The sequence below is a fragment of the Streptomyces sp. NPDC024687 genome, from assembly GCF_055559055.1.
Genome location: NZ_JBVHLJ010000008.1, coordinates 318,701 through 340,067 on the forward strand (window position 1 = coordinate 318,701; position 21,367 = coordinate 340,067).

General features: G+C 70.3%; 17 protein-coding genes. 10 read left to right on the forward strand and 7 right to left on the reverse strand.

Annotated features, from left to right (window positions below; all coding sequences use genetic code 11):
• Positions 1-4: 4 nt before the first annotated feature.
• Positions 5-1,444, reverse strand: a complete 1,440-nt coding sequence (gene hemG / locus ACZ39I_RS30290; protein ID WP_467247941.1) for a protoporphyrinogen oxidase — start codon at positions 1,442-1,444, stop codon at positions 5-7.
• Between the two features lie 157 nt (positions 1,445-1,601).
• Between hemG and ACZ39I_RS30295 the strand changes: the two genes are divergently transcribed.
• A complete protein-coding gene (locus ACZ39I_RS30295) occupies positions 1,602-2,621 on the forward strand; it encodes a DUF4349 domain-containing protein (protein WP_467247943.1) in 1,020 nt (339 codons plus the stop codon).
• Here ACZ39I_RS30295 and ACZ39I_RS30300 read toward each other — a convergent pair.
• Positions 2,618-3,856 (reverse strand): RNA-guided endonuclease InsQ/TnpB family protein, encoded by a 1,239-nt coding sequence (locus ACZ39I_RS30300; protein WP_467247945.1) that lies wholly within the window; start codon positions 3,854-3,856, stop codon positions 2,618-2,620. The two genes, ACZ39I_RS30295 and ACZ39I_RS30300, sit on opposite strands and share 4 nt — an antisense overlap.
• A gap of 226 nt (positions 3,857-4,082) precedes the next feature.
• Here ACZ39I_RS30300 and ACZ39I_RS30305 point away from each other — a divergent pair, with 226 nt between their 5' ends.
• The gene (locus ACZ39I_RS30305) at positions 4,083-5,477 is read left to right on the forward strand and encodes an FAD-dependent oxidoreductase (RefSeq protein WP_467247946.1); all 1,395 of its coding nucleotides are present in this window, start codon (positions 4,083-4,085) and stop codon (positions 5,475-5,477) included.
• A 3-nt stretch (positions 5,478-5,480) separates the two neighbouring features.
• Here the strand turns inward: ACZ39I_RS30305 and ACZ39I_RS30310 are convergent, their stop codons facing one another.
• A complete protein-coding gene (locus ACZ39I_RS30310) occupies positions 5,481-5,807 on the reverse strand; it encodes a hypothetical protein (protein WP_467247947.1) in 327 nt (108 codons plus the stop codon).
• A 135-nt stretch (positions 5,808-5,942) separates the two neighbouring features.
• Here ACZ39I_RS30310 and ACZ39I_RS30315 point away from each other — a divergent pair, with 135 nt between their 5' ends.
• Positions 5,943-6,770, forward strand: a complete 828-nt coding sequence (locus ACZ39I_RS30315) for a rhomboid family intramembrane serine protease (protein WP_467248084.1) — start codon at positions 5,943-5,945, stop codon at positions 6,768-6,770.
• Between the two features lies 1 nt (position 6,771).
• On the opposite strand, the gene hemE is transcribed toward ACZ39I_RS30315, so the two are convergent.
• Positions 6,772-7,827 carry a uroporphyrinogen decarboxylase gene (hemE, locus tag ACZ39I_RS30320; protein WP_467247948.1) on the reverse strand — a complete coding sequence of 352 codons (1,056 nt, stop codon included), beginning with the start codon at positions 7,825-7,827 and terminating at the stop codon, positions 6,772-6,774.
• 116 nt (positions 7,828-7,943) lie between these two features.
• On the opposite strand from hemE, the gene ACZ39I_RS30325 reads away from it, so the two are divergent.
• From ACZ39I_RS30325 to ACZ39I_RS30335, 3 genes are all read left to right on the forward strand, one after another.
• Positions 7,944-8,612, forward strand: coding sequence for a DUF3000 domain-containing protein (locus ACZ39I_RS30325; RefSeq protein ID WP_467247949.1), 669 nt, complete (start codon positions 7,944-7,946; stop codon positions 8,610-8,612).
• Between the two features lie 237 nt (positions 8,613-8,849).
• Positions 8,850-9,512, forward strand: a complete 663-nt coding sequence (locus ACZ39I_RS30330; protein ID WP_031044887.1) for a helix-turn-helix transcriptional regulator — start codon at positions 8,850-8,852, stop codon at positions 9,510-9,512.
• A gap of 132 nt (positions 9,513-9,644) precedes the next feature.
• On the forward strand, positions 9,645-10,925 hold the full coding sequence (locus ACZ39I_RS30335) for an HRDC domain-containing protein (protein ID WP_467247950.1): 1,281 nt from the start codon (positions 9,645-9,647) through the stop codon (positions 10,923-10,925).
• 79 nt (positions 10,926-11,004) lie between these two features.
• On the opposite strand, the gene ACZ39I_RS30340 is transcribed toward ACZ39I_RS30335, so the two are convergent.
• Genes ACZ39I_RS30340 through ACZ39I_RS30350 form a run of 3 tightly spaced genes read right to left on the reverse strand, consistent with a single transcriptional unit; the run spans position 11,005 to position 14,086 of the window.
• Positions 11,005-11,835, reverse strand: coding sequence for a carbohydrate ABC transporter permease (locus ACZ39I_RS30340; protein ID WP_467247951.1), 831 nt, complete (start codon positions 11,833-11,835; stop codon positions 11,005-11,007).
• Positions 11,832-12,773 (reverse strand): carbohydrate ABC transporter permease, encoded by a 942-nt coding sequence (locus tag ACZ39I_RS30345; protein WP_352382091.1) that lies wholly within the window; start codon positions 12,771-12,773, stop codon positions 11,832-11,834. The genes ACZ39I_RS30340 and ACZ39I_RS30345 overlap by 4 nt, the downstream gene beginning before the upstream one ends.
• The gene (locus ACZ39I_RS30350) at positions 12,773-14,086 is read right to left on the reverse strand and encodes an ABC transporter substrate-binding protein (RefSeq protein ID WP_467247952.1); all 1,314 of its coding nucleotides are present in this window, start codon (positions 14,084-14,086) and stop codon (positions 12,773-12,775) included. The genes ACZ39I_RS30345 and ACZ39I_RS30350 overlap by 1 nt, the downstream gene beginning before the upstream one ends.
• A 163-nt stretch (positions 14,087-14,249) precedes the next feature.
• On the opposite strand from ACZ39I_RS30350, the gene ACZ39I_RS30355 reads away from it, so the two are divergent.
• The 4 genes from ACZ39I_RS30355 (at position 14,250) to ACZ39I_RS30370 (ending at position 21,202) form a co-directional block, all read left to right on the forward strand.
• Entirely contained in the window at positions 14,250-16,700 is a 2,451-nt protein-coding gene (locus ACZ39I_RS30355) for a glycoside hydrolase family 2 protein (protein ID WP_467247954.1), read from the forward strand.
• Positions 16,697-17,734, forward strand: a complete 1,038-nt coding sequence (locus ACZ39I_RS30360; protein ID WP_467247956.1) for a LacI family DNA-binding transcriptional regulator — start codon at positions 16,697-16,699, stop codon at positions 17,732-17,734. Before ACZ39I_RS30355 ends, ACZ39I_RS30360 begins: the two co-directional genes overlap by 4 nt.
• A 118-nt stretch (positions 17,735-17,852) precedes the next feature.
• On the forward strand, positions 17,853-19,079 hold the full coding sequence (locus ACZ39I_RS30365; protein ID WP_467247958.1) for a thiolase family protein: 1,227 nt from the start codon (positions 17,853-17,855) through the stop codon (positions 19,077-19,079).
• Positions 19,076-21,202 carry a 3-hydroxyacyl-CoA dehydrogenase NAD-binding domain-containing protein gene (locus ACZ39I_RS30370; protein ID WP_467247960.1) on the forward strand — a complete coding sequence of 709 codons (2,127 nt, stop codon included), beginning with the start codon at positions 19,076-19,078 and terminating at the stop codon, positions 21,200-21,202. The genes ACZ39I_RS30365 and ACZ39I_RS30370 overlap by 4 nt, the downstream gene beginning before the upstream one ends.
• Positions 21,203-21,367 lie beyond the last annotated feature (165 nt).

A 21,367-nucleotide genomic window follows, 5' to 3' on the forward strand; every position in this document is an offset into this window, starting at 1 on the left:
GCCCCTATTCTCCCGCTCCGCCGTGCAGGCTCTGCACCGGGTTGGCCGTGAGCTCCCGTACGGCGGTCAGGTCGCCCTGGATCTGGTCGACGGCCGCGTGGGCGCTCGCGATGCAGGCGGGGATGCCGACGCCGTCGTACTGCGCGCCGCACACCGCCAGGCCGGGAAGCTTGGCGACGTGCTCGCGGATGCGGGCCACGCGCGCGTGGTGGCCGACGGGGTACTGGGGCAGGCCGTCGGTCCAGCGGGTGACGCGGGTTTCCAGGGGCGTGGCGTCGAGGCCGGTCGCCTCGCGCAGGTCGCGACGGGAGACGTCCACGAGGTCGGTGTCGTCGCGCTCCAGGATCTTCGTCTCGCCGTAGCGGCCGACCGAGGTGCGCAGGACGACGACGTCCGGGTTCTCGTCGGCGATCCAGCCCCACTTCTGGGAGGCGAAGGTGGACGCCTTGATGGTGCGGCCGTCGACCGGCGGGACCAGGAACCCGCTGCCCGCGGGCAGGGCCGTGTCGGAGCGGCGGTAGGCGAGGGTGACCAGGGCCATGGAGGCGTACTCCACGGTGTCGAGCTCGGTGGCGGCCTCGGGGGCCTCGGCGCGCAGCAGGCCCGCGGCGGCCGGGGCGGGGACGGCGACGATCACGGCGTCGGCGTGCAGGACGCGGTCCCCGGCAACGACTTTCCAGCCGCCGGACGGCTCGCGGCGCAGCTCGCTCACCGGGGCGCCGGTGGCGATCTCGCCGCCCCGCGCGCGGACCGCGTCGGCGACGGCGAGCGGAAGGGTGCCCACGCCGCCCTCGATGCCCATGAACACCGGCCCGGTCTGCTGGTTGGCCGCCATGCGCGCCTGGATCTCGCGCACGCCTTCGGTGAGCGAGGAGTGCGTCCTGGCCACCTGGAAGAGCTGCGGGACCGCCGAGCGCATCGAGATGCGGTACGCGTCGCCCGCGTACACCCCGCCCAGGAGGGGTTCGACGAGGCGGTCGACGACCTCGCGGCCCAGGCGCGCCGCCACGTACTCACCGACCGCCACGTCCTCGCCGACCTCCGTGCGGGGCAGGCCGGTGTCCTGCTCGATGCGGGCCAGGCCCTCCTCGGAGAGCACCCCGGCGAGGGCCTCGGCGGTGCCGGGGACGCCCATGACGTGACCCTTGGGCATGGGGCGCAGGGCACCGCGGGTCCAGATCGAGGCGGTCGCGGTGGCCGGTGGCTGAAGGCGCTCGTCGAGGCCCACCTCACGCGCGAGGGCCACCGCCTCCGGCCTGCGGGCCAGCATCGACTCGGCGCCGAGGTCGACGCGGGCGCCCGCGATCTCGCCGGGCAGCAGTTTGCCGCCGACGCGATCCGACGCCTCGAGCACGGTGACGCGCGCGCCGCTCTGCAGCAGCCGGTGGGCCGCGGCCAGCCCCGCGATGCCGGCTCCGACGACGACGACCTGTGATCCGCTCATGACCCCAGCCTCTCAGACCCCACTGACAGTGCTCCGGCGGCCCGGTGTCCTTCACGAGTCCTGACCGTGACCGCATCGGAACCGCCGGAGTCCAACGTTCGCGCCCCCTCCGGCGTCGAAGGACCGTCAGTTGTTCACGACCCTCGGGGGGACGCCCATGCGCACATCACATTCACGACGTTTCGTACGGCCCGCGCAGGCCCTGGCCGGCCTCCTGCTCGCCGCGGGCCTCGCCCTGACCGGGTGCAGCGGAGGCGCCAGCAGCAGCGACGGCGGCAGCGCCCTGTCCGACGACAAGGCGGCGCAGAGTCGGGCGGACGGCGCGGCCGGCGCCGAGGCCGGCGCGGGCGGCAAGCAGGCCACCACCGCGCCCCAGCCCGCGGTGAACCACATCATCCGCACCGCCACGCTGACCGTGCAGGTCAAGAACGTGCCGAAGGCGCTCGCCGCGGCCCGCACCACCACCGAGAGCGCGGGCGGGTTCGTCGGCAAGGAGTCCACCTCCCGGGACGAGGAGGGCCGGGAGCAGACGGAGGTGGTGCTGCGGATACCCGTCGAGAAGTACGACGAGGTCCTCGCCGACCTGGAGGGCGCGGGCAAGCTCCTGGAGCGCACCGCGAACGCACAGGACGTCACCGACCAGGTCGTCGACGTGGAGAGCCGGATCGCGACGCAGCGCGCGAGTGTGGCGCGGATCCGCGAGTTGATGGACAAGGCGACCAAACTGAGCGACGTGGTGACCCTGGAGGGCGAACTGAGCACCCGCCAGGCCGACCTGGAGTCGCTGCTCGCCCGCCAGGCTTCCCTGAAGGACCGCACCAGCCTGGCCACCATCACCCTCTCCCTGTCCGAGTCGCCGGTCGTCGAGGCCGCGGAGGACGACGACCCCGGTGTCGTGGACGCGCTGGCGGGTGGCTGGGACGCGTTCGTGACCATGCTGCGCTGGGTCGTGGTGGCGGTGGCCGCGGTGCTGCCGTTCCTCGCGGGAATCGCGCTGCTCGTGCTGGTGTGGCTGCGGCTGGTCCGGCCCCGGCTGCCGCGCCGGCCCGCGCCCGCGGCCGCCTCGACCGCGCTGGGCCCGCTGCCCGTGGCGCGTCCCGCCCCGGACGCGGGAGGCGCGGAGGGGCCGGGACGCACGCAGGAGCGGGGCGAGCGGGAGTCAACTACCCGGGACTAAAGTCCCGGGCTTGCACAACGGGCATCACTGGCTGTGATGCTGCGTTTGCGTCCAGCCCCACCCCGGGATGTCCGGGGTGGGGCGGGGGCCGTTGACTGGGCCCCGCGTCGCCACAACTCCCGCGCCCGGGCGCGAATGTTGCGGGAGCCGTTCCGGTCTGCGTGATCAACGAATCCACAGTTCCGGCATGCGAAGAATGCCTGGGAGACCCGGTTCGCCCCGTCGATGTGCCCGCATTCGGCGCAGGTGCGCGAGGTGTACGCCGGGTCGACGTGCACTACTGGCACCCCGGCCTTGCGGGCCTTGTACGCGATGAACTCTCCGAGCTGGTAAAACGCCCAGGAGGAGTGGGTGGCCCGTTGGGGCTTGCGAAGCCGTACCCGCTCACGGATGCCCGTCAACTCTTCCAGGGCGATTCCGCGACCGGTGCGTTCTGCCTCGGCCACCACATGTTTCGCGATCTTGTGGTTGATGTCCTTCGCCCGCCGCGCCTCCTTGCGCCTGCGTTTCTTCAGGCGCCGTTTCGCGGACGGGGTGTTCTTCTTCTGCAGTTTGGTGCGCAGGCCGCGCTCGCGGACCCGGACGCGGTTGAGTTCGCGCCCGGCCATGATCTCGCCGTCGCTGGTAGTGGCGATGTTCACGATGCCCAGGTCGATGCCGAGGAAGTCCGCCGCAGCCGTGTTCAGCTCCGCCTCGGGGACCTCGCATGTGGCGCTGAGGAACCACATGCCGTCGCGTTCCAGCAGGTCGGACTCGCCCTTGCGGTACAGGGCGAGCGTGGCGAGCTGCTCCACCGAGGCGGTGAAGGCCACATTCTTGACCCGCCCCGACGTGGTCCAGACCGACACCGTGCGCTCGGCGATCTGCCACGAGAGCATCCGGTCGTCGTAGGGCTGGGCACCCCGGGGGCGGAAGGCAATCGGCTTCTCGGTGGCCTTGCGGTAGCGCTTCGAGCCGGGCTTGCCGAGGTTGCCGGCTTTCAGGTTCGCCTTCAGCGTGGTGTACGCGTCACAGGTCTTCTTGATCACGTGCTGGGCGGCCTGCGCGCCCAGGCTCCACCTCGACTTCACCTCGGCGTAGGTGTGCTTGCGCAGGGGGAAGTTCTTGAACTCCCCGCGCTCGAAAGCGATCTCACTTACCCAGGTGGCGGCCTCGTTGCAGCCGCGCAGGGTCGCCTCAAGCGCCGCCGCCTGTCCGGGTGTCGGCTCCAGTTTGACCTGCACCACCAGCTTCACGATCACTGATCGTAGGCACCCGTACGAGATGCCACCACGCGTTCGGCCGCGCTCATCACATCGAGTGACTCAACCGACCACGCGCTCGCATCACCCGGCCGAGCCGACACAGTGATGCTGCGGCGCTCCGCGCCGCAACCACAGGGATGCGATTCCTCCCGGGCGTAAACGCCCGAGGTTCCTCGCAAAAATTCGCTGAAATGCCCCGCCCTCGTAGCGTGTTCACATGAACATGAGCCGTACGCGGGACACGAGGGAACGTCTGGTCGTGATCGGTGGCGACGCCGCGGGGATGTCCGCGGCGTCGCAGGCACGCCGGATGAGAGACCCCGACGAGCTGGAGATCGTGGCGTTCGAGCGGGGCCACTTCACCTCCTACTCGGCGTGCGGCATCCCGTACTGGGTGGGCGGTGACGTCACCGGGCCGGACCAGCTGATCGCCCGTGCGCCCGCGGAGCACCGGGAGCGGGGCATCGATCTGCGCATGCGCACCGAGGTCACGGAGATCGACGTCGAGCGGCAGCGGGTACGCGCGCGTGACCTCGATTCGGGGGCCGAGTCCTGGACGTCGTACGACAAACTCGTGATCGCGACCGGCGCCCGCCCGATCCGCCCGGACATGCCGGGCGCCGACGCCCCTGGTGTGCACGGGGTGCAGACCCTCGACGACGGGCAGGCGCTCATCGACACGCTGGCACGCACGCGTGGCCGCAAGGCGGTGGTGGTGGGCGCCGGTTACATCGGTGTGGAGATGGCCGAGGCCCTGATCAACCGCGGCTACGAGGTCACGGTCGTCAACCGGGGCAGTGAGCCCATGTCGACGCTCGACCCGGACATGGGCCGGCTGGTGCACGAGGCGATGGAGGGGCTCGGCATCACCATGGTCAACGACGCCGCGGTGACCAAGGTGCTCACGGACGAGGACGGCCGGGTGCGTGCCGTGGCCACGGAGGACGCGGAGTATCCGGCGGACGTGGTGGTGCTCGGCATCGGCGTGCGCCCGGAGACGACGCTCGCGCGGGCGGCCGGGCTGCCGCTGGGCAGCCACGGCGGCCTGCTGACGGACCTGGCGATGCGGGTGCGCGGCCACGAGAACATCTGGGCGGGCGGTGACTGCGTGGAGGTCCTCGACCTGGTGTCCGGGCAGGAGCGCCACATCGCGCTCGGCACCCACGCGAACAAGCACGGCCAGGTCATCGGCACGGGCGTCGGCGGCGGCTACGCGACCTTCCCCGGGGTCGTCGGCACGGCCGTCAGCAAGGTCTGCGACCTGGAGATCGCCCGCACCGGACTGCGCGAGAAGGACGCCCGTCGGGCGGGCCTGCAGATCGTGTCGGTCACCATCGAGTCCACCAGCCGGGCCGGCTACTACCCGGGCGCCTCCCCCATGACGGTGAAGATGCTCGCCGAGCGCCGCACGGGGCGGCTGCTCGGCGTGCAGATCGTCGGGAGAGAGGGCGCCGGAAAGCGGGTCGACGTCGCCGCGGTGGCCCTGACGGCGGGGATGACGGTGGAACGGATGACGGCCCTGGACCTGGGGTACGCGCCGCCGTTCAGCCCGGTATGGGATCCGGTGCTGGTGGCGGCCAGGAAGGCCGTCGCGAAGGTGCGGGGCTCCTGAGCGCTACGCCGTCCCGTTGATCCGCTCGATGGCCTGGCGGGCCTGGTCGGCCGGCGGCCTGGGCGGCAGCGCCGAGACGGAGGCGCTGGCGCTGCCGGGCATCGCGGCCGGCTGCTCACCCGCCGGCTTGGCGTGGGACGCGGCCCGGGTGGAGCGCAGCCGGTTGCTCACCGCCTCGTCGAGCGTCACCGGCCGCTGCATCTGGGCCGCCAGCCGCCCGGCCTCCTGACCGAGCCTGGCCACGTCCTCCCACGGCAGTCGCACCACCAGGGAGAGTTCGGCCTCACCGTCGGGAAGAGCGTGCATCGGCGGAGTAATACGGTCGTTCATCGCTGTTCCTCACGTAGTCCCCGCGGGCCGCCTTCCCCGTGCCGCGGGCGGTTGAGGAGACATACGCACGCGTGCGTGCGGGTGTTCACCGACAAGGCACCGATTCGAGGGGCCCATCGGGGGCAGTACTTCCTTGTGGTCATCCCCGTCCATGACGTGAACCCCGTGCGCCGCACCCCCGTGGTGACATACGCGCTCATCGCCGCGAACATCCTGGTGTTCCTGTACACACCCGGCCTGGCCGGCTCCGGGGCGGGCGACAGCAGCCTGTCGCAGTTGTGCCATCTCCAGGCGTTCCTGGACCACTGGGCGGCGGTCCCACAGGAGTTGATCCACCATCAGATGCCGCGGCTCGTCCCCACGGGCGACGTCGGCACGAGCGCACAGGGCTCGGCGGGCTGTGTGGTGGCCCCGCCCGACTACGACAAGTCGCCCGCGCTGTCGGTCCTGACCGCGATGTTCCTGCACGGCGGCTGGCTGCACCTGCTGGGCAACATGCTGTTCCTGCTGATCTTCGGCAACAACGTCGAGGACCGCATGGGGCATGTGCGCTTCGCGCTGTTCTACGTCGTCTGCGGCTACGCGGCGTCGTACGGCTTCGCGCTGCTCAACGCCGACTCGGGTGACCCGCTGATCGGCGCCTCGGGGGCGATCGCCGGGGTCCTGGGCGCCTATCTGGTGCTGTATCCGAAGGCCAGGGTGTGGGTCCTGGTGCCCTTCCTGGTCTTCCTGCCGCTGCGACTGCCGGCCTGGCTGGTGCTGGGCTTCTGGTTCGGGCTCCAGGCGGTGTACTCGTCCGGCGAGGGCGTCTCCGCGGCGGGCACGGTGGCGTACGCGGCGCACGTGGTCGGTTTCCTCGCCGGGATGCTGCTCGCCTGGCCGCTGAAGCCGGGCACTCCCCCGCCGCCGGAACCGCGCGGTCTGCTGTTCGGCAGGAAGGCGCGGCCCCGGCACACGTGGTGACTCAGCGGGCGGTGTGCGTGTGGACGTACTCCACGAGGCGGGTCAGCGCGTCCGGGTCGGTGGACGGCATGACGCCGTGGCCGAGGTTGAAGACATGGCCCTCCAGGCCCTGGGCCGAGTCGAGGACCTCGCGGGTCTTGGCCTCGACGGCCTCCGTGGACGCGAACAGGACCGTCGGGTCGAGGTTGCCCTGGAGCGCCTTGCCGGGGCCGACACGGCGGGCGGCCTCGTCGAGCGGGACACGCCAGTCGACGCCGACGACGTCCGCGCCGGCCTCGCCCAGCAGTGGCAGCAGCTCACCGGTGCCGACGCCGAAGTGGATGCGGGGGACGCCGTACCCCTCGACCGCCTCGAAGACCTTCGCGGAGGCGGGCAGGACCGAGCGGCGGTAGTCGGCGGGGGCGAGGGCGCCGGCCCACGAGTCGAACAGCTGGACCGCGGAGGCGCCGGCCTCGATCTGGACCTTGAGGAAGGCGGCGGTGATCTCGGCGAGGCGGTCGAGGAGGTCGGCCCACAGCTCGGGGTCGCCGTACATCATCGACTTGGCGTTCTCGTACGTGCGGGACGGGCCGCCCTCGACGAGGTAGCTCGCGAGGGTGAAAGGTGCGCCGGCGAAACCGATGAGCGGGGTCGGGCCGAGCTCGCGGGTCAGCAGGCCGATGGCCTCGGTGACGTAGGAGACGTCCTCGGGGGTGAGGTCGCGCAGCTGGGCCAGGTCGGCTCGGGTGCGGATGGGGTGCTCGACGACCGGGCCGACACCGGGCTTGATGTCGAGGTCGATGCCGATGGCCTTGAGCGGGACGACGATGTCGCTGTAGTAGATCGCCGCGTCGACGCCGTGCCGGCGGACCGGCTGGAGAGTGATCTCGGTGACCAGCTCGGGACGCGTGCACGACTCGAGCATCGGGATGCCCTCGCGGACCTTGCGGTACTCCGGCAGTGAGCGCCCGGCCTGGCGCATGAACCACACCGGGGTGTACGGCACGGGTTCGCGCCGGCAGGCCTTGAGGAAGGCGGATTCGTACGTGGCTGACGGCGGCGTCTCGAGTGCACTCACGTCGGAAAGTCTCGCACGGTGCGATGAGTGCCGAGTGCGCGGTGTCTGTGTGGGCATGGAGTCGAGTCAGGGTGTCTAGGGCCGCACCACGCCCCCCTTCCCCTTAACCTTCCCGCATGGCTGCGGCACAGGGACGACTGTCGGACGACTCGGGTGGAATGGACGACGCGAAGGGGAGTGACCGGGAGGGGAGCGGTGCGGCTCCGCCGGCTTTCCAGGCCGCGGTTCACGCCCTGCGCGGCAGTCGGCTGCGGCCGCAGATCGAGATCGAGCCGACCCGCGCGCCCCAGCGGCTCGCCCCGCACGCGTACGCGTTGGAGGCGACCGTCGTCGACGGCGACCAGGACCTCGCCGACGGGCGCCTCGTGCTGCTGCACGACCCGGACGGCCACGACGCCTGGCGGGGCACGTTCCGGCTGGTGACGCTGGTGCGCGCGGAGCTGGAGCCGGAGATGGCCGCCGACCCGCTGCTGCCCGAGGTGTGCTGGTCGTGGCTGACCGGCGCGCTCTCAGCGCGCGGGCTGTCGTACGGCGAACCGAGCGGCACCGTCACGCGCGCGAGCTCGCACTACTTCGGCGGCCTGTCCGAGCGCCCCGCGACCTCGCAGATCGAGATCCGTGCCTCCTGGACGCCCCGCGAGGGCCTCGGCGGGGTGCCGGACACGGCGGGGCACCTCATCGCCTGGTGCGATCTGCTGGCCCAGGTCGCGGGTCTGCCGCCGGCCGGCCCGGGTGACGCGTCGGTCGTGACGTTGCCGCAGCGGCGGGATCCCCAGGCGCGCTGACCCCCTGCCCGACCAGCGGTACTGGCCACCCACATGGAGCATCAATTTGTCGATACGGCCACTTTCAGTCAGGAGTGAGCCATCGAACGAACCGATTTGCTCACCGAACGATCGACCGTACGTCCGAATTGCACTAATTGTTACTCACTAGATCGTGATCATTCTCTAAAGGACGCCGGGTTCGGTGCCGAAGACGTCTGTGACCTTCCCAAGCCGTCCCGCACCCCAGGAGGCCCGGTGTCCGTTCTCCTCGAGCAGCCCGCAAGCCTGGTCGCCTACCGCCCCAACAAGCCCACCGCCATGGTGGTTGTGGCCGACCCGCGTGTCCGCTCCACCGTCACCCGTCACCTCTGGGCGCTCGGTGTGCGCGATGTCATCGAGGCCTCGTCCGTGGCGGAGGCCCGTCCCCGAATCGGCAGTCCCAGAGACATCTGCGTCGCCGAGGTCCACCTCCCCGACGGCTCCGGCCTGACCCTGCTGTCCGAAACCCGCGCCGCGGGCTGGCCCAACGGCCTCGCCCTCTCCGCGGCCGACGACATCGGCGCCGTGCGCAACGCCCTCGCGGGCGGCGTCAAGGGCTATGTCGTCACCGGCACCCGTACCAACCTCGGGCTCCCCACCCGACCGGGAGCCGCCCCCATCGGCGCCGCCGCCGCCCGTATGCACCGCCGCCCCCCGGGTGCCCCGAGCCACCCGGGCGGCTACCGCGAGCTCTCCGGCCGTGAGGTCGAGGTCCTGCGGCTGGTGGCCGAAGGGCAGTCGAACAAGGCGATCGGCGTCTCGATGGGCCTGTCCGCACTCACCGTCAAGAGCCACCTCGCCCGGATCGCCCGCAAGCTCGGCACGGGAGACCGCGCCGGGATGGTGGCGGTGGCCCTCCGTACCGGCATCATCCACTGAGGCTCTTCGAGCCGCACTGTTCACGGACGTGAACCAGGGCTTTCACCGAGCTGACTGGTTTACGACCCCCAAGCGCCTGCCGACGGAACGTTCCGTCGGCAGGCGCTGTCCATACACAGATACCCTTGACATGTGACCGACGCCCAAGACACCGCAGCAGACGTTTCACTGCGAACCACCGGAGGCGGCCCTCCGGACGATGGCGGATCTTCTGTCGCGGAGGCTCCGATCCCTCTGCTGGAGCCGCGCGAGGGCATCCCGCCCGTGATCGCCGACGAGGACGCGCTCGCCGAGGTGATCACCGCGTTCGCCGCGGGCTCCGGCCCCGTCGCCGTCGACGCCGAGCGGGCGTCCGGCTACCGCTACGGACAGCGCGCGTACCTCGTGCAGCTGCGCCGCGCGGGAGCGGGGACCGCGCTGATCGACCCCGTGGCCTGTCCCGATCTCTCGGGTCTGGGCGAGGCCCTCTCCGGCGCGGAGTGGGTGCTGCACGCCGCCACACAGGACCTTCCGTGTCTGCGCGAGATAGGCATGATCCCCACCCGCCTCTTCGACACCGAGCTGGCCGGGCGGATCGCCGGGTTCCCCCGGGTCGGGCTCGGCGCGATGGTCGAGGGCGTGCTGGGCTTCGTGCTGGAGAAGGGCCACTCGGCCGTCGACTGGTCGACCCGTCCGCTGCCCGAGCCCTGGCTGCGGTACGCCGCCCTGGACGTGGAGCTTCTCGTCGATCTGCGGGACGCGCTGGAGAAGGAGCTCGACCGGCAGGGCAAGCTGGAGTGGGCGCTCGAGGAGTTCGACGCGATCGCCTCGGCCCCGCCGGCCGAGCCGCGCAAGGAACCCTGGCGCCGGACCTCCGGGATGCACAAGGTACGGCGGCGCCGGCAGCTGGCCGTGGTGCGGGAGCTGTGGGAGGCACGGGACCGGATCGCCCAGCGGCGGGACGTGTCGCCGGGCAAGGTGCTGTCCGACGCGGCGATCGTCGAGGCGGCGCTCGCCGTGCCGGTCACCGTGCATGCGCTGGCCGCGTTGAACGGGTTCGGGCATCGGATGGGGCGGCGCCAGCTGGAGCAGTGGCAGGCGGCCGTGGACCGGGCCAGGGCCCTTCCCGAGGCGCAGTTGCCGCAGCCCGGCCAGCCGGTGACGGGGCCTCCGCCCCCGCGCGCCTGGGCCGACAAGGATCCCGCGGCGGCCGCCCGGCTGTCCGCCGCCCGAGCCGCGGTCTCCGCGTTGGCCGAGACCCTGAACATGCCTCAGGAGAACCTGATCACCCCGGACACCGTGCGGCGGGTCTGCTGGGAGCCGCCGGCCGATGTCAGTGCGGAGTCGGTGGGAGCGGCGTTGGCCGGTTACGGGGCTCGAGCGTGGCAAGTGGAACAGGTGACTCCGGTGTTGGTGGCCGCGCTTTCCGCCTAGCCGCCGTGGGTGATTCCTGAGGCACGGCGGCTGCGGGTGCGTGGTGGTTGCTCGCGCGGTTCCCCGCGCCCCTGGGGAGTCATCTGGTCGCGCCCCGCATGAAGCCGTTGTAGATGAAGCGCTGCAACGACAGGAAGACGATGAGCGTGGGCAGGATCACCAGGACCGCTCCCGCCGAAATGACCTCCCAGTGGGCGCCGTACGGGCCCTTGAAGCGGAACAACGACGTCGATATCACGCCAAGATCTTTCGAGGGCATGTACAGGAACGGGATGTAGAAGTCGTTGTAGACGGTGATGCCCTTCACGATCACCACGGTCGCCGTCGCCGGCTTCAGCAGCGGAAAGATGATCTTCCGGTAGATCGTGAAGGCGTTGGCGCCGTCCAGGCGGGCCGATTCGTCCAGGGAGATCGGGATCGAGCGGACGAACTGCAGGAAGATGTAGATCGAGACGATGTCCGTGCCCATGTAGAGGGCGATCGGCGCCCACAGCGAGTCGAACATGCCGAAGCTGTTGACGATCTGGAACGTCGCCACCTGGGTGGTGACGCCGGGCACCAGGGCGGCCGTCAGGAAGAGCGCCACCACCAGCTTCTTGAAGCGGAAGGTGAAGCGGTCGATGGCGTAGGCCGTCATCGAGCCGATGAGGACCGTGCCGCTGACCGAGACCAGCAGGATGATCGCCGTGTTGGTGAAGGCGGAGAGCATCCCGCCGTCCTGGAACGCCGCCACGTAGTTGTGGAAGTTCAGCGGGTCGTGCGGGAGGTCGAGGGCGCCGCTGGTGTTCGCCATCTCCTTCTCCGACTTGAGGGAGGTCAGCAGGACGACCACGAGCGGGAGCAGGACCACCACCGTCGCGGCGATCAGCGACAGCTGGACCAGGACGCGGGTGATCGTACGGCGGGTCATACGAGGTCCACCTTGTCGTCGGGGACCAGGCGCCGCTGCACCCAGGTCACCAGCAGGATGATCAGCAGGAGGACGACGGCGGCCGCCGAGGCCAGGCCCGTCTTGTTGAACCGGAAGGCCAGGTTGACCGTCTGGATCACGAAGGTCTCGGTGCCGGTCGCGCCGCCGGTCATGATGTACGGGATCTCGAAGACCGACAGCGATCCGGAGATCGAGAGGATCACCGTCAGCGTCAGGATCGGTTTGATGCCCGGCGCGATGATGTGGCGGAACTGGTGCCAGCGGCCCGCCCCGTCCAGCTCCGCCGCCTCGTACAGCTCCCCCGGGATCGACTGGATCGCGCCCAGGAAGAGGACGAAGTTCAGGCCCAGATAGCGCCAGACCGAGACGCCGGCCAGCGAGGTGTTGGCGGAGGCCGGGGTGCCGAGCCAGGCGTGGTCGGTGTGCACGCCGAACAGGCTCAGCACCGAGTCGAGGGTGCCGCCGTCCTGGAAGAAGTAGAGGAACACGAACCCGATCGCGACCCCGTTGATCAGGTACGGGAAGAAGAGCACGCCCTTGAAGAAGTTCCGGAAGCGGACGTTGAAGCTCAGGACCGTCGCGAAGTAGAGCGCCAGGACGATCTGGACCGCGGAGGCGGCCAGGTAGTAGCCGCTGACCCAGAAGACCTCGAAGAGATCCGGGCGGGTGAACACCTCCTGGTAGTTCTCCGCGCCCGTGTAGTGCAGCACGGGGCTGACGCCGTCCCAGTCGGTGAAGCTGTACGCGAGCATGTTGACGATCGGCGCGTAGGTGAAGGTGATCAGCAGGGCGAGGGGGGCGATCAGGAACAGCCAGGGCGTGAGGCGCCGCCATGTCCGGGTCCGGCGCGAGGCGGGCTCCGGGACGGGGGCGGCCGGGATCACCTCCACGGCCGCCTTCTGTGTGGTGTCCGTCATCAGGACCCCAGGTTCTTCTGGGCGTCCGTCCAGCGCTTGCTCAGATCGGCGAGGAAGCCGTCGAGACTGCCCTTGCGGGCTCCGCGGGCGAGGTCGACGAGGTTCTGGCGGTACTCGGGGGCGTAGATGCCCACTTCTGAGTCGCTGTCGACCTGCTTGACCTGGGCGCCCTTGGAGTCGTCCACCTCGATGAGCTTCACGCCCTGCTCCTCGTACGGCTTGAGGACCTCGGGCATGGAGGCGTTCTTCAGCGGCGAGATCGCCAGGTTGTCCTTCCCGTACGTGGACTTGTCGGTGAACCAGTCGATCCAGGCGCGGGCGGCCTCCTTGTACTTGGAGTGGACGTTGACGGCCTGGTTGTAGTCCGGCGCGACGGTCGCGCAGAACTTGCCGTCCGTCTGCGACGGGAAGGGCATGAAGCCGATGTCGTCGGGGTTCACCCCGGCCTTCCTGGCGGCGTCCTGGAACTGCACGATCGCCCAGGTGCCGAGCCACTGCGTGGCGATCTCGCCCTTGGCGGTACGGGGCTTGGACTCCTCCCAGTTGCTGGTCGTCGGGTCCTTCTCGACCAGGCCCGCCTTGACGATGTCGTGGAGCAGGGTGTCACCGACCCGCAGATCGGCGCCCTTGGCCCACGGGTCGCCCTCGGCGAGCTTGGTGGTGGCCTGCGGATCGCAGTGCACGGCGCCGTCGACGGATGTCCACGAGGTGAGCGTCCAGCCGGCCGCGAAGTTGGTGTAGTACGGGATCGCGTCCGTCCTGGCCTTGATGGCCTTGAGATCCTTGAGGAACTCGGCCGGGGTGGTGGGCCATGCGGTGACCCCGGCCTCCTTCCAGATCCGCTTGTTGTAGAGGAACCCGGGGGCCACGCCGATCGGGCTCTGTCCGTAGACCTTGCCGTCGACGGTGGTGTAGTCGGTGAAGCGGTACTTCTTGCTGCGCTCGGCCTCGGTGCCCAGCGAGGCGAAGAACTTCGGGTAGTCGGCCTTCTTGATGACCGCGGGGATCAGCAGGACGTCACCGTAGTTCTCGGTGTTCATCCGGATCTTGACCTCGGCCTCGTAGTTCGTGAGGGCCTCGAACTCCACCTTGACCTTGGGGTAGGTCTTGTTGAACTCGGCGGCGTACTTCTTCATCGTGCCGTCCTGCACGAGGTCGGTGCGGACGGTGAGGACCTTGATGGTTCCGGAGACCTTTGACGGGTCGGCAGCGGCCTTGGCGTCGGCGCCCTTCGACGAGCCTCCGGTACCGGTGCACCCCGGGATCAGCAGGGCGGCTCCCACGGCCATGGCCAGGACTGTACGGCGGTTCATGTGCATCAGCTCCGTTCACGGGACGGACGAGCACGAGCGGGTTGGCTGGTTCGGTACTCTGACAACGTTTTCTTAACCGGTAAAGTCCCTATCTCGCCAACGATGGCAGCGATGTCAAAAAGCTTCCGCAGTACGGGACTTGATCGGTTTAGGGAGTGGGTACATGCTTCAGGCCACACCGCTCACCGAGGGATGGATCCTGCGGCACGACGGGGGTGCGCTGCCGGCCGTCGTGCCGGGCTGTGTGCACACCGATCTGCTGGCCGCGGGGGTGATTCCGGATCCCTTTCTCGGGCGCAACGAGAGTGAGGTCGCGTGGGTGGGGCGGCGGGAGTGGACCTACGAGCGCGACCTGGCCCCCACGAACGGGCACGAGCAGACCGACCTCGTCTTCGACGGCCTGGACACCGCGGCCGAGATCCTGCTCGACGGCCGACTCCTGGGCCGGACACGGAACATGCACCGCTCGTACCGCTTCGACGTGACCGGCATGTCCGGGCGGCTGGCCGTGCGGTTCGTCTCCGCCTACGCCGAGGCCGAGGCGGTGCGCGGGAAGCTGGGCGAGCGGCCCGGCGCGTATGCCGAGCCCTATCAGTACCTCCGCAAGATGGCCTGCTCGTTCGGCTGGGACTGGGGGCCAACGCTGGTGACGGCCGGGATCTGGCGACCGGTGCGGCTCGAGCGGTGGTCGACGGCCCGGATCGCCCGGGTGCGGCCGCTGGTGAGCGTCGAACAGGGCGTGGGCGTAGTCGAGTTGGCGGTCGACGTGGAGCGGGCCAGGGTCGAGGCGCCGCTGACGCTGGAGGCTTCCGTGGGCGGGGTACGGGCACGCACCGCGATCGACGGGACCTCGGGGACCGTACGCCTCGAGGTGCCGGAGGCGCGACTGTGGTGGCCGCGCGGTTACGGTGAACAGCCGCTGTACGACGTGGAGTTGACGCTGCTGAACGAGGGCGGCCCGCTGGACGTGTGGCGGCGCCGGGTCGGCTTCCGGAGTGTCGAGCTGGACCGGTCGGCCGATGAGCACGGCACCGGGTTCTGTCTGGTCGTCAACGGCGAGCGGCTCTTCGCGCGCGGCGTGAACTGGATCCCGGACGACGTGTTCCCCTCCCGGATCACCCGCGAGCGCTACCGGGAGCGGCTCGGGCAGGCGGCCGGCGCGGGCGTCGATCTCGTGCGGGTCTGGGGCGGGGGGATCTACGAGAGCGAGGACTTCTACGACGTCTGCGACGAACTCGGTCTGCTGGTCTGGCAGGACTTCCCGTTCGCGTGCGCGGCCTATCCGGAGGAGCAGCCGCTCAGGGGCGAGGTGGAGGCGGAGGCCCGGGAGAACGTCGTACGGCTGATGCCGCATCCCTCGCTCGTGCTGTGGAACGGCAACAACGAGAACCTGTGGGGCTTTCGGGACTGGGGCTGGGAGGCGCGGCTCGCCGGGGACTCCTGGGGCGAGGGGTACTACCTGGGCGTACTGCCGCGGGTGGTGGCCGAGTTGGACCCCACCCGGCCGTACGCGGCGGGCAGTCCCTGGTCGGGGTCGTGGGAGCACCATCCGAACGACCCGGCGCACGGGACGCACCACTCCTGGGAGGTGTGGAACCGTCTCGACTACGCCGGGTACCGCGACGACGTCCCGCGGTTCGTGGCCGAGTTCGGGTGGCAGGCACCGCCCGCGTACGCGACGCTCGCGCGTGCGCTGCCCGGGGAGGAGCTCGTCGCGGACTCCCCCGGTGTGCTGCACCACCAGAAGGCGGACGACGGGAACGGCAAGCTCCGGCGCGGCCTGGAGCGCCATTTCGTGTTCCCCGAGGGCGACTTCGACCGCTGGCACTACCTCATGCAGGTCAACCAGGCGCGGGCCGTGGCCGCCGGGATCGAGCACTGGCGGTCGCACTGGCCGGTGTGTGCGGGGACGGTGGTGTGGCAGCTCAACGACTGCTGGCCGGTGACGTCCTGGGCGGCCGTCGACGGGGACGGACGGGAGAAGCCGCTCTACCACGAGCTGCGGCGACTGTACGCGGACCGGCTGCTGACGGTTCAACAGCGGGACCAGGGGCGGGTGTTGGCCGTCGTCAATCAGGTGGGCGAGCCGTGGGCGGGGGTGCTGCGGCTACGACGGATGTCGGTGGACGGCGAGCTGATCGGCGAGACCGAGGTGGCGTTCCACGCGGACCGGCGGGCGGTCGCGGAGGTGGCGGTACCGCCGGAGCTGGAGCCGGCGGGGGCGAAGGAGTTCCTGGTGGCGGACGCGGGGGGAAGCGCCTCGGATACGGGCCTGGACTCCGAATCCGCCCCGCGCGCGGGCCAGGACTCCGCGGGCGGCCAGATGTCGGAGGCGTTCAGGGCTCTGTACTTTCCCGCTCCCGATCGTGACATTCCCTATCCCAGGCCCGAGTTCGACGTGTCCGTGGCGCCCGGCGCCGTGACGGTGACCGCGCGCACCCTCGTGCGGGATCTGTTGCTTCAGGCCGACCGGCTGGATCCGGCGGCGCGGGCCGACCGGGGGCTGGTGACGTTGTTGCCCGGGGAGCGGGTGACCATCGGGGTCAGCGGCTGGGAGACTCCTGACGCGGATGCCGCCCGGTCCGCCCTGTACTGCCTGGAGCCCGGCCGATGACAGCCCAGCCGGCCTCGCGCGTCACCATCAAGGACGTCGCCGCGCGCGCCGGCGTGTCGAAGGGGGCCGTGTCGCTCGCCTTCAACCACAAGCCGGGGCTGTCGGAGGCGACCCGGGACCGGATCTTCCGGGCCGCGCGGGAGCTGGGCTGGGCGCCGAACCTCACGGCACGGACGCTGGCCGGGTCTCGGGTGGACGTGGTGGGGCTCGCGATCTGCCGGCCGGCGCGGCTGCTGGGGCTCGAGCCCTTCTACATGGAGTTCGTGTCGGGCGTGGAGAGCGTGCTGATCGAGCGGAACTGCTCCCTGCTGCTGCGGCTCGTGCGGAACGTGGAGGAGGAGGTCGGGCTCCAGGAGTCGTGGTGGCGGGGACGGCAGGTCGGGGGTTCGATCCTGGTCGACTTCCGGGCGGACGATCCGCGTGTCGCGGCGGCCGAACGGCTGGGGATGCCGGTGGCGGCCGTAGGGCATCCCTCCCTCACCGGCGGTCTCACCTCCGTGTGGACCGACGACGCGACCGCCGTGACGGAGGCCGTGCGGTATCTGGCCGCACTGGGACATCGGCGGATCGCCCGGGTCGGAGGTGCGGCGGCGCTGGGGCACACGGCGATGCGGACGGCCGCGTTCGACGACGCGGCGCGCGGGCTCGGGCTGGCCGGGGCCTGGCAGGTGACCACCGACTACTCGGGAGAGGCCGGAGGGCGGGCCACCCGGTCCCTGCTGACCTCCCCGCCGACGGACCGGCCGACGGCGATCGTCTACGACAACGACATCATGGCGGTGGCCGGGCTGTCGGTCGCCGCGGAGATGGGCCTGCACGTCCCGCGCGACGTCTCGCTGCTCGCCTGGGACGACTCCCAGCTGTGCCGGCTCACTCATCCCACGCTCTCCGCGATGAGCCACGACGTGCACGGATTCGGTGCCGAGGCGGCTCGGACCCTGTTCGGAGTAATCACCGGCGAGGGGCCCGGCTCGCACCCCGTACCCACTCCGGTACTGACACCGCGGGGTTCCACGGCGCCTCCCGCGGTGTGACCTTCGCCGCTCCCTCCCCCAGGACTGTGCAGTCACGTTACTCATAAGTAGCATGGGTCCTGAGCGCGCGCTCAGCGCATCGCAGCAGTGCAGATCCCGCATCTGGAGGAGAGCCATCGTGCCTCGTACCGTCAAGGATGTCGTCTTCGTAGACGGCGTCCGCACCCCGTTCGGCAAGGCGGGCCCGAAGGGCATCTACCACGAGACCCGCGCCGACGACCTCGTCGTGAAGGCGATCCGGGAGCTGCTGCGCCGCAACCCGGGTCTCGACCCCAAGAAGATCGACGAGGTCGCCATCGCCGCGACCACGCAGATCGGTGACCAGGGGCTCACCATCGGCCGTACCGCCGGGATCCTCGCCGGTCTGCCGCAGTCCGTACCCGGTTACTCCATCGACCGCATGTGTGCCGGTGCGCTGACCGCCGTCACCACGGTGGCCGGTTCCGTGGCCTTCGGGGCGTACGACATCGCCATCGCCGGTGGTGTCGAGCACATGGGCCGCCACCCCATGGGCGAGGGCGTGGACCCGAACCCGCGGTTCGTGAGCGAGAAGCTGGTCGACGAGTCCGCCCTGTTCATGGGCATGACGGCGGAGAACCTGCACGACCGCTACCCGACGATCACCAAGCAGCGCGCCGACGAGTACGCCGTGCGCTCCCAGGAGAAGGCCGCCAAGGCGTACGCCAACGGCAAGATCCAGGCCGACCTGGTGCCGATCTCGGTGCGCCGCACCAACCCGGAGGCCGGCGAGACCGGCTGGGGTCTGGTGACGGCCGACGAGCCGATGCGTCCCGGCACCACCCTGGAGAACCTCTCCGGTCTGAAGACGCCGTTCCGTGTGCACGGGCGGGTCACCGCCGGTAACGCGGCCGGTCTGAACGACGGCGCCACCGCCTCCCTCATCGCCTCCGAGGACTTCGCCCGCGAGAACGACCTGCCGGTGAAGATGCGCCTGGTCTCGTACTCCTTCGCGGGTGTCGAGCCCGAGGTCATGGGCTACGGCCCGATCCCGGCCACGGAGAAGGCCCTCGCGCAGGCGGGGCTGTCCATCTCCGACATCGGTCTGTTCGAGATCAACGAGGCCTTCGCGGTCCAGGTCCTCGCCTTCCTCGAGCACTACGGCATCGCGGACGACGACGCGCGCGTCAACCAGTACGGCGGCGCCATCGCGTACGGTCACCCGCTGGCCTCCTCGGGTGTGCGTCTGATGACGCAGCTGGCCCGTCAGTTCGAGGAGCAGCCCGAGGTCCGCTACGGCCTGACCACCATGTGTGTCGGCTTCGGCATGGGCGCGACGGTCATCTGGGAGAACCCGAACCACAAGGACGCCGGAGGCAGCAAGTGAGCACCACGGAGCTTTTGAAGGGTGCGGCCGAGCTGTTCCCGGACGAGGTCGTCACCCAGGCGCACGTACGCCACCTGGACCTGCCGTTCAACGCGGGGCGCTTCGCCCTCATCACGCTGGACAACGGCTTCGACCACACCAAGCCGACCACCTTCGGCCCGGCCTCGCTGGCGAACCTCGACACCGCCATCGACCAGGTCGAGAAGGAGGCCGCGGCCGGCGAGATCGTCGGTGTCGGCATCACCGGCAAGCCGTTCATCTTCGCCGTCGGCGCCGACCTGAAGGGCGTCGAGCTGCTGAAGGAGCACAAGGACGCGCTCGCCATCGGCAAGGGCGGCCACGAGGTGTTCAAGCGCCTCGCGGGCATCGCGGTGCCGACCTTCGCGTACTACAACGGCGCGGCGATGGGCGGTGGCGTCGAGGTCGGTCTGCACTGCACCTACCGCACGGTCTCCGCGGCCCTGCCCGCCTTCTCGCTCCCCGAGGTCTTCCTCGGGCTGGTCCCCGGCTGGGGCGGCTGCACCCTGCTGCCGAACCTGATCGGCGCCGAGAAGGCCGTCTCGGTCATCATCGAGAACTCGCTCAACCAGAACAAGCAGCTCAAGGGCGCGCAGGTCTACGAACTGGGCATCGCGGACGCGCTGTTCGAGGGCGCGGACTTCCTGGAGCAGTCCCTGCTGTGGACGGCGTCCGTCCTCAAGGGCGAGATCGTCATCGACCGCCCGGCGATCGACCGCGGTGAGGCCTGGGACCAGGCCGTCGCCAAGGGCCGCTTCATCGCGGACTCGAAGGTGCACGGGGCCGCTCCGGCCGCCTACCGCGCCCTCGACATCATCGCCGCCGCCAAGAACGGCGACCTCCAGCAGGGCTACGACGCCGAGGACCAGGCCCTCGCCGACCTGATCATGGGTGGCGAACTGCGCTCCGGCATCTACGCGTTCAACCTGGTGCAGAAGCGCGGCAAGCGCCCGGCCGGTGCCCCGGACAAGTCGCTCGCCCGCCCGGTCACCAAGGTGGGCGTCGTCGGCGCCGGTCTGATGGCCTCCCAGCTCGCGCTGCTCTTCCTGCGCCGCCTGGAGGTGCCGGTCGTGCTGACCGACATCGACCAGGAGCGCGTCGACAAGGGTGTGGGCTACGTCCACGCCGAGATCGAGAAGCTGCTCGGCAAGGGCCGTATCAACCAGGACAAGGCCAACCGCCTCAAGGCCCTGGTCACCGGTGTGCTGGACAAGGCGGAGGGCTTCTCCGACGCGGACTTCATCATCGAGGCCGTGTTCGAGGAGATCGGCGTCAAGCAGACGGTGTTCGCGGAGGTCGAGGCGGTCGCCCCGGCGCACGCGATCCTCGCCACCAACACCTCCTCGCTGTCGGTCACCGAGATGGCGTCGAAGCTGAAGAACCCCGAGCGGGTCGTCGGCTTCCACTTCTTCAACCCGGTCGCGATCCTCCCCCTCCTGGAGATCGTCCGCGGCGAGCAGACCGACGACGCGTCGTTGGCCACCGCCTTCGCCGTCGCCAAGAAGCTGAAGAAGACCGCGGTGCTGGTCAAGGACGCCCCGGCGTTCGTCGTGAACCGCATCCTCACCCGCTTCATGGGCGAGATCCAGAACGTCATCGACGAGGGCACCCCGGTCGACGTGGCGGAGAAGGCGGTGGAGCCCCTGGGCCTGCCGATGTCTCCTCTCGTCCTCCTGGAGCTGGTCGGTCCCGCGATCGGTCTGCACGTCTCGGAGACCCTCAACCGGGCCTTCCCGGACCGCTTCACGGTCTCCCCGAACCTCGCGGCCGTCGTCAAGGCGGGCAAGCGCGGCTTCTACGTCTACGACAGTGGCAAGCCCGAGCTCGACCCCGAGGTCGCGGCGCTGCTCAAGCAGGGCGATGTCGTCCTCTCCGAGGAGCAGGTCCGCGAGCGCGTTCTCGACGCCGTCGCCCAGGAGATCGGGCTCATGCTCGACGAGGGTGTCGTCGCCGAGGCGCAGGACATCGACCTCTGCCTGATCACGGGCGCCGGCTGGCCCTTCCACCTGGGCGGCATCACGCCGTACCTGGACCGCGAGGGTGTCTCCGAGCGCGTGAACGGCAAGAAGTTCCTGGCTCCGGGCGTGGCGTCGGTTCCGGCGTAACGCTCGTACAGCTGTGAAGAGGGCCTCCGCTCCGGGCTTCCGGACGGAGGCCCTCCGGCGTTCGGTCCCGGCGGCGGCCCGGCATTCTTCGGCCCGGCGACGAGTTGTTCGGAGGTCGCTTCCCTCACGCGCCGCCCTCGCCGGATTCGGCCGCGCCGAGCCGTC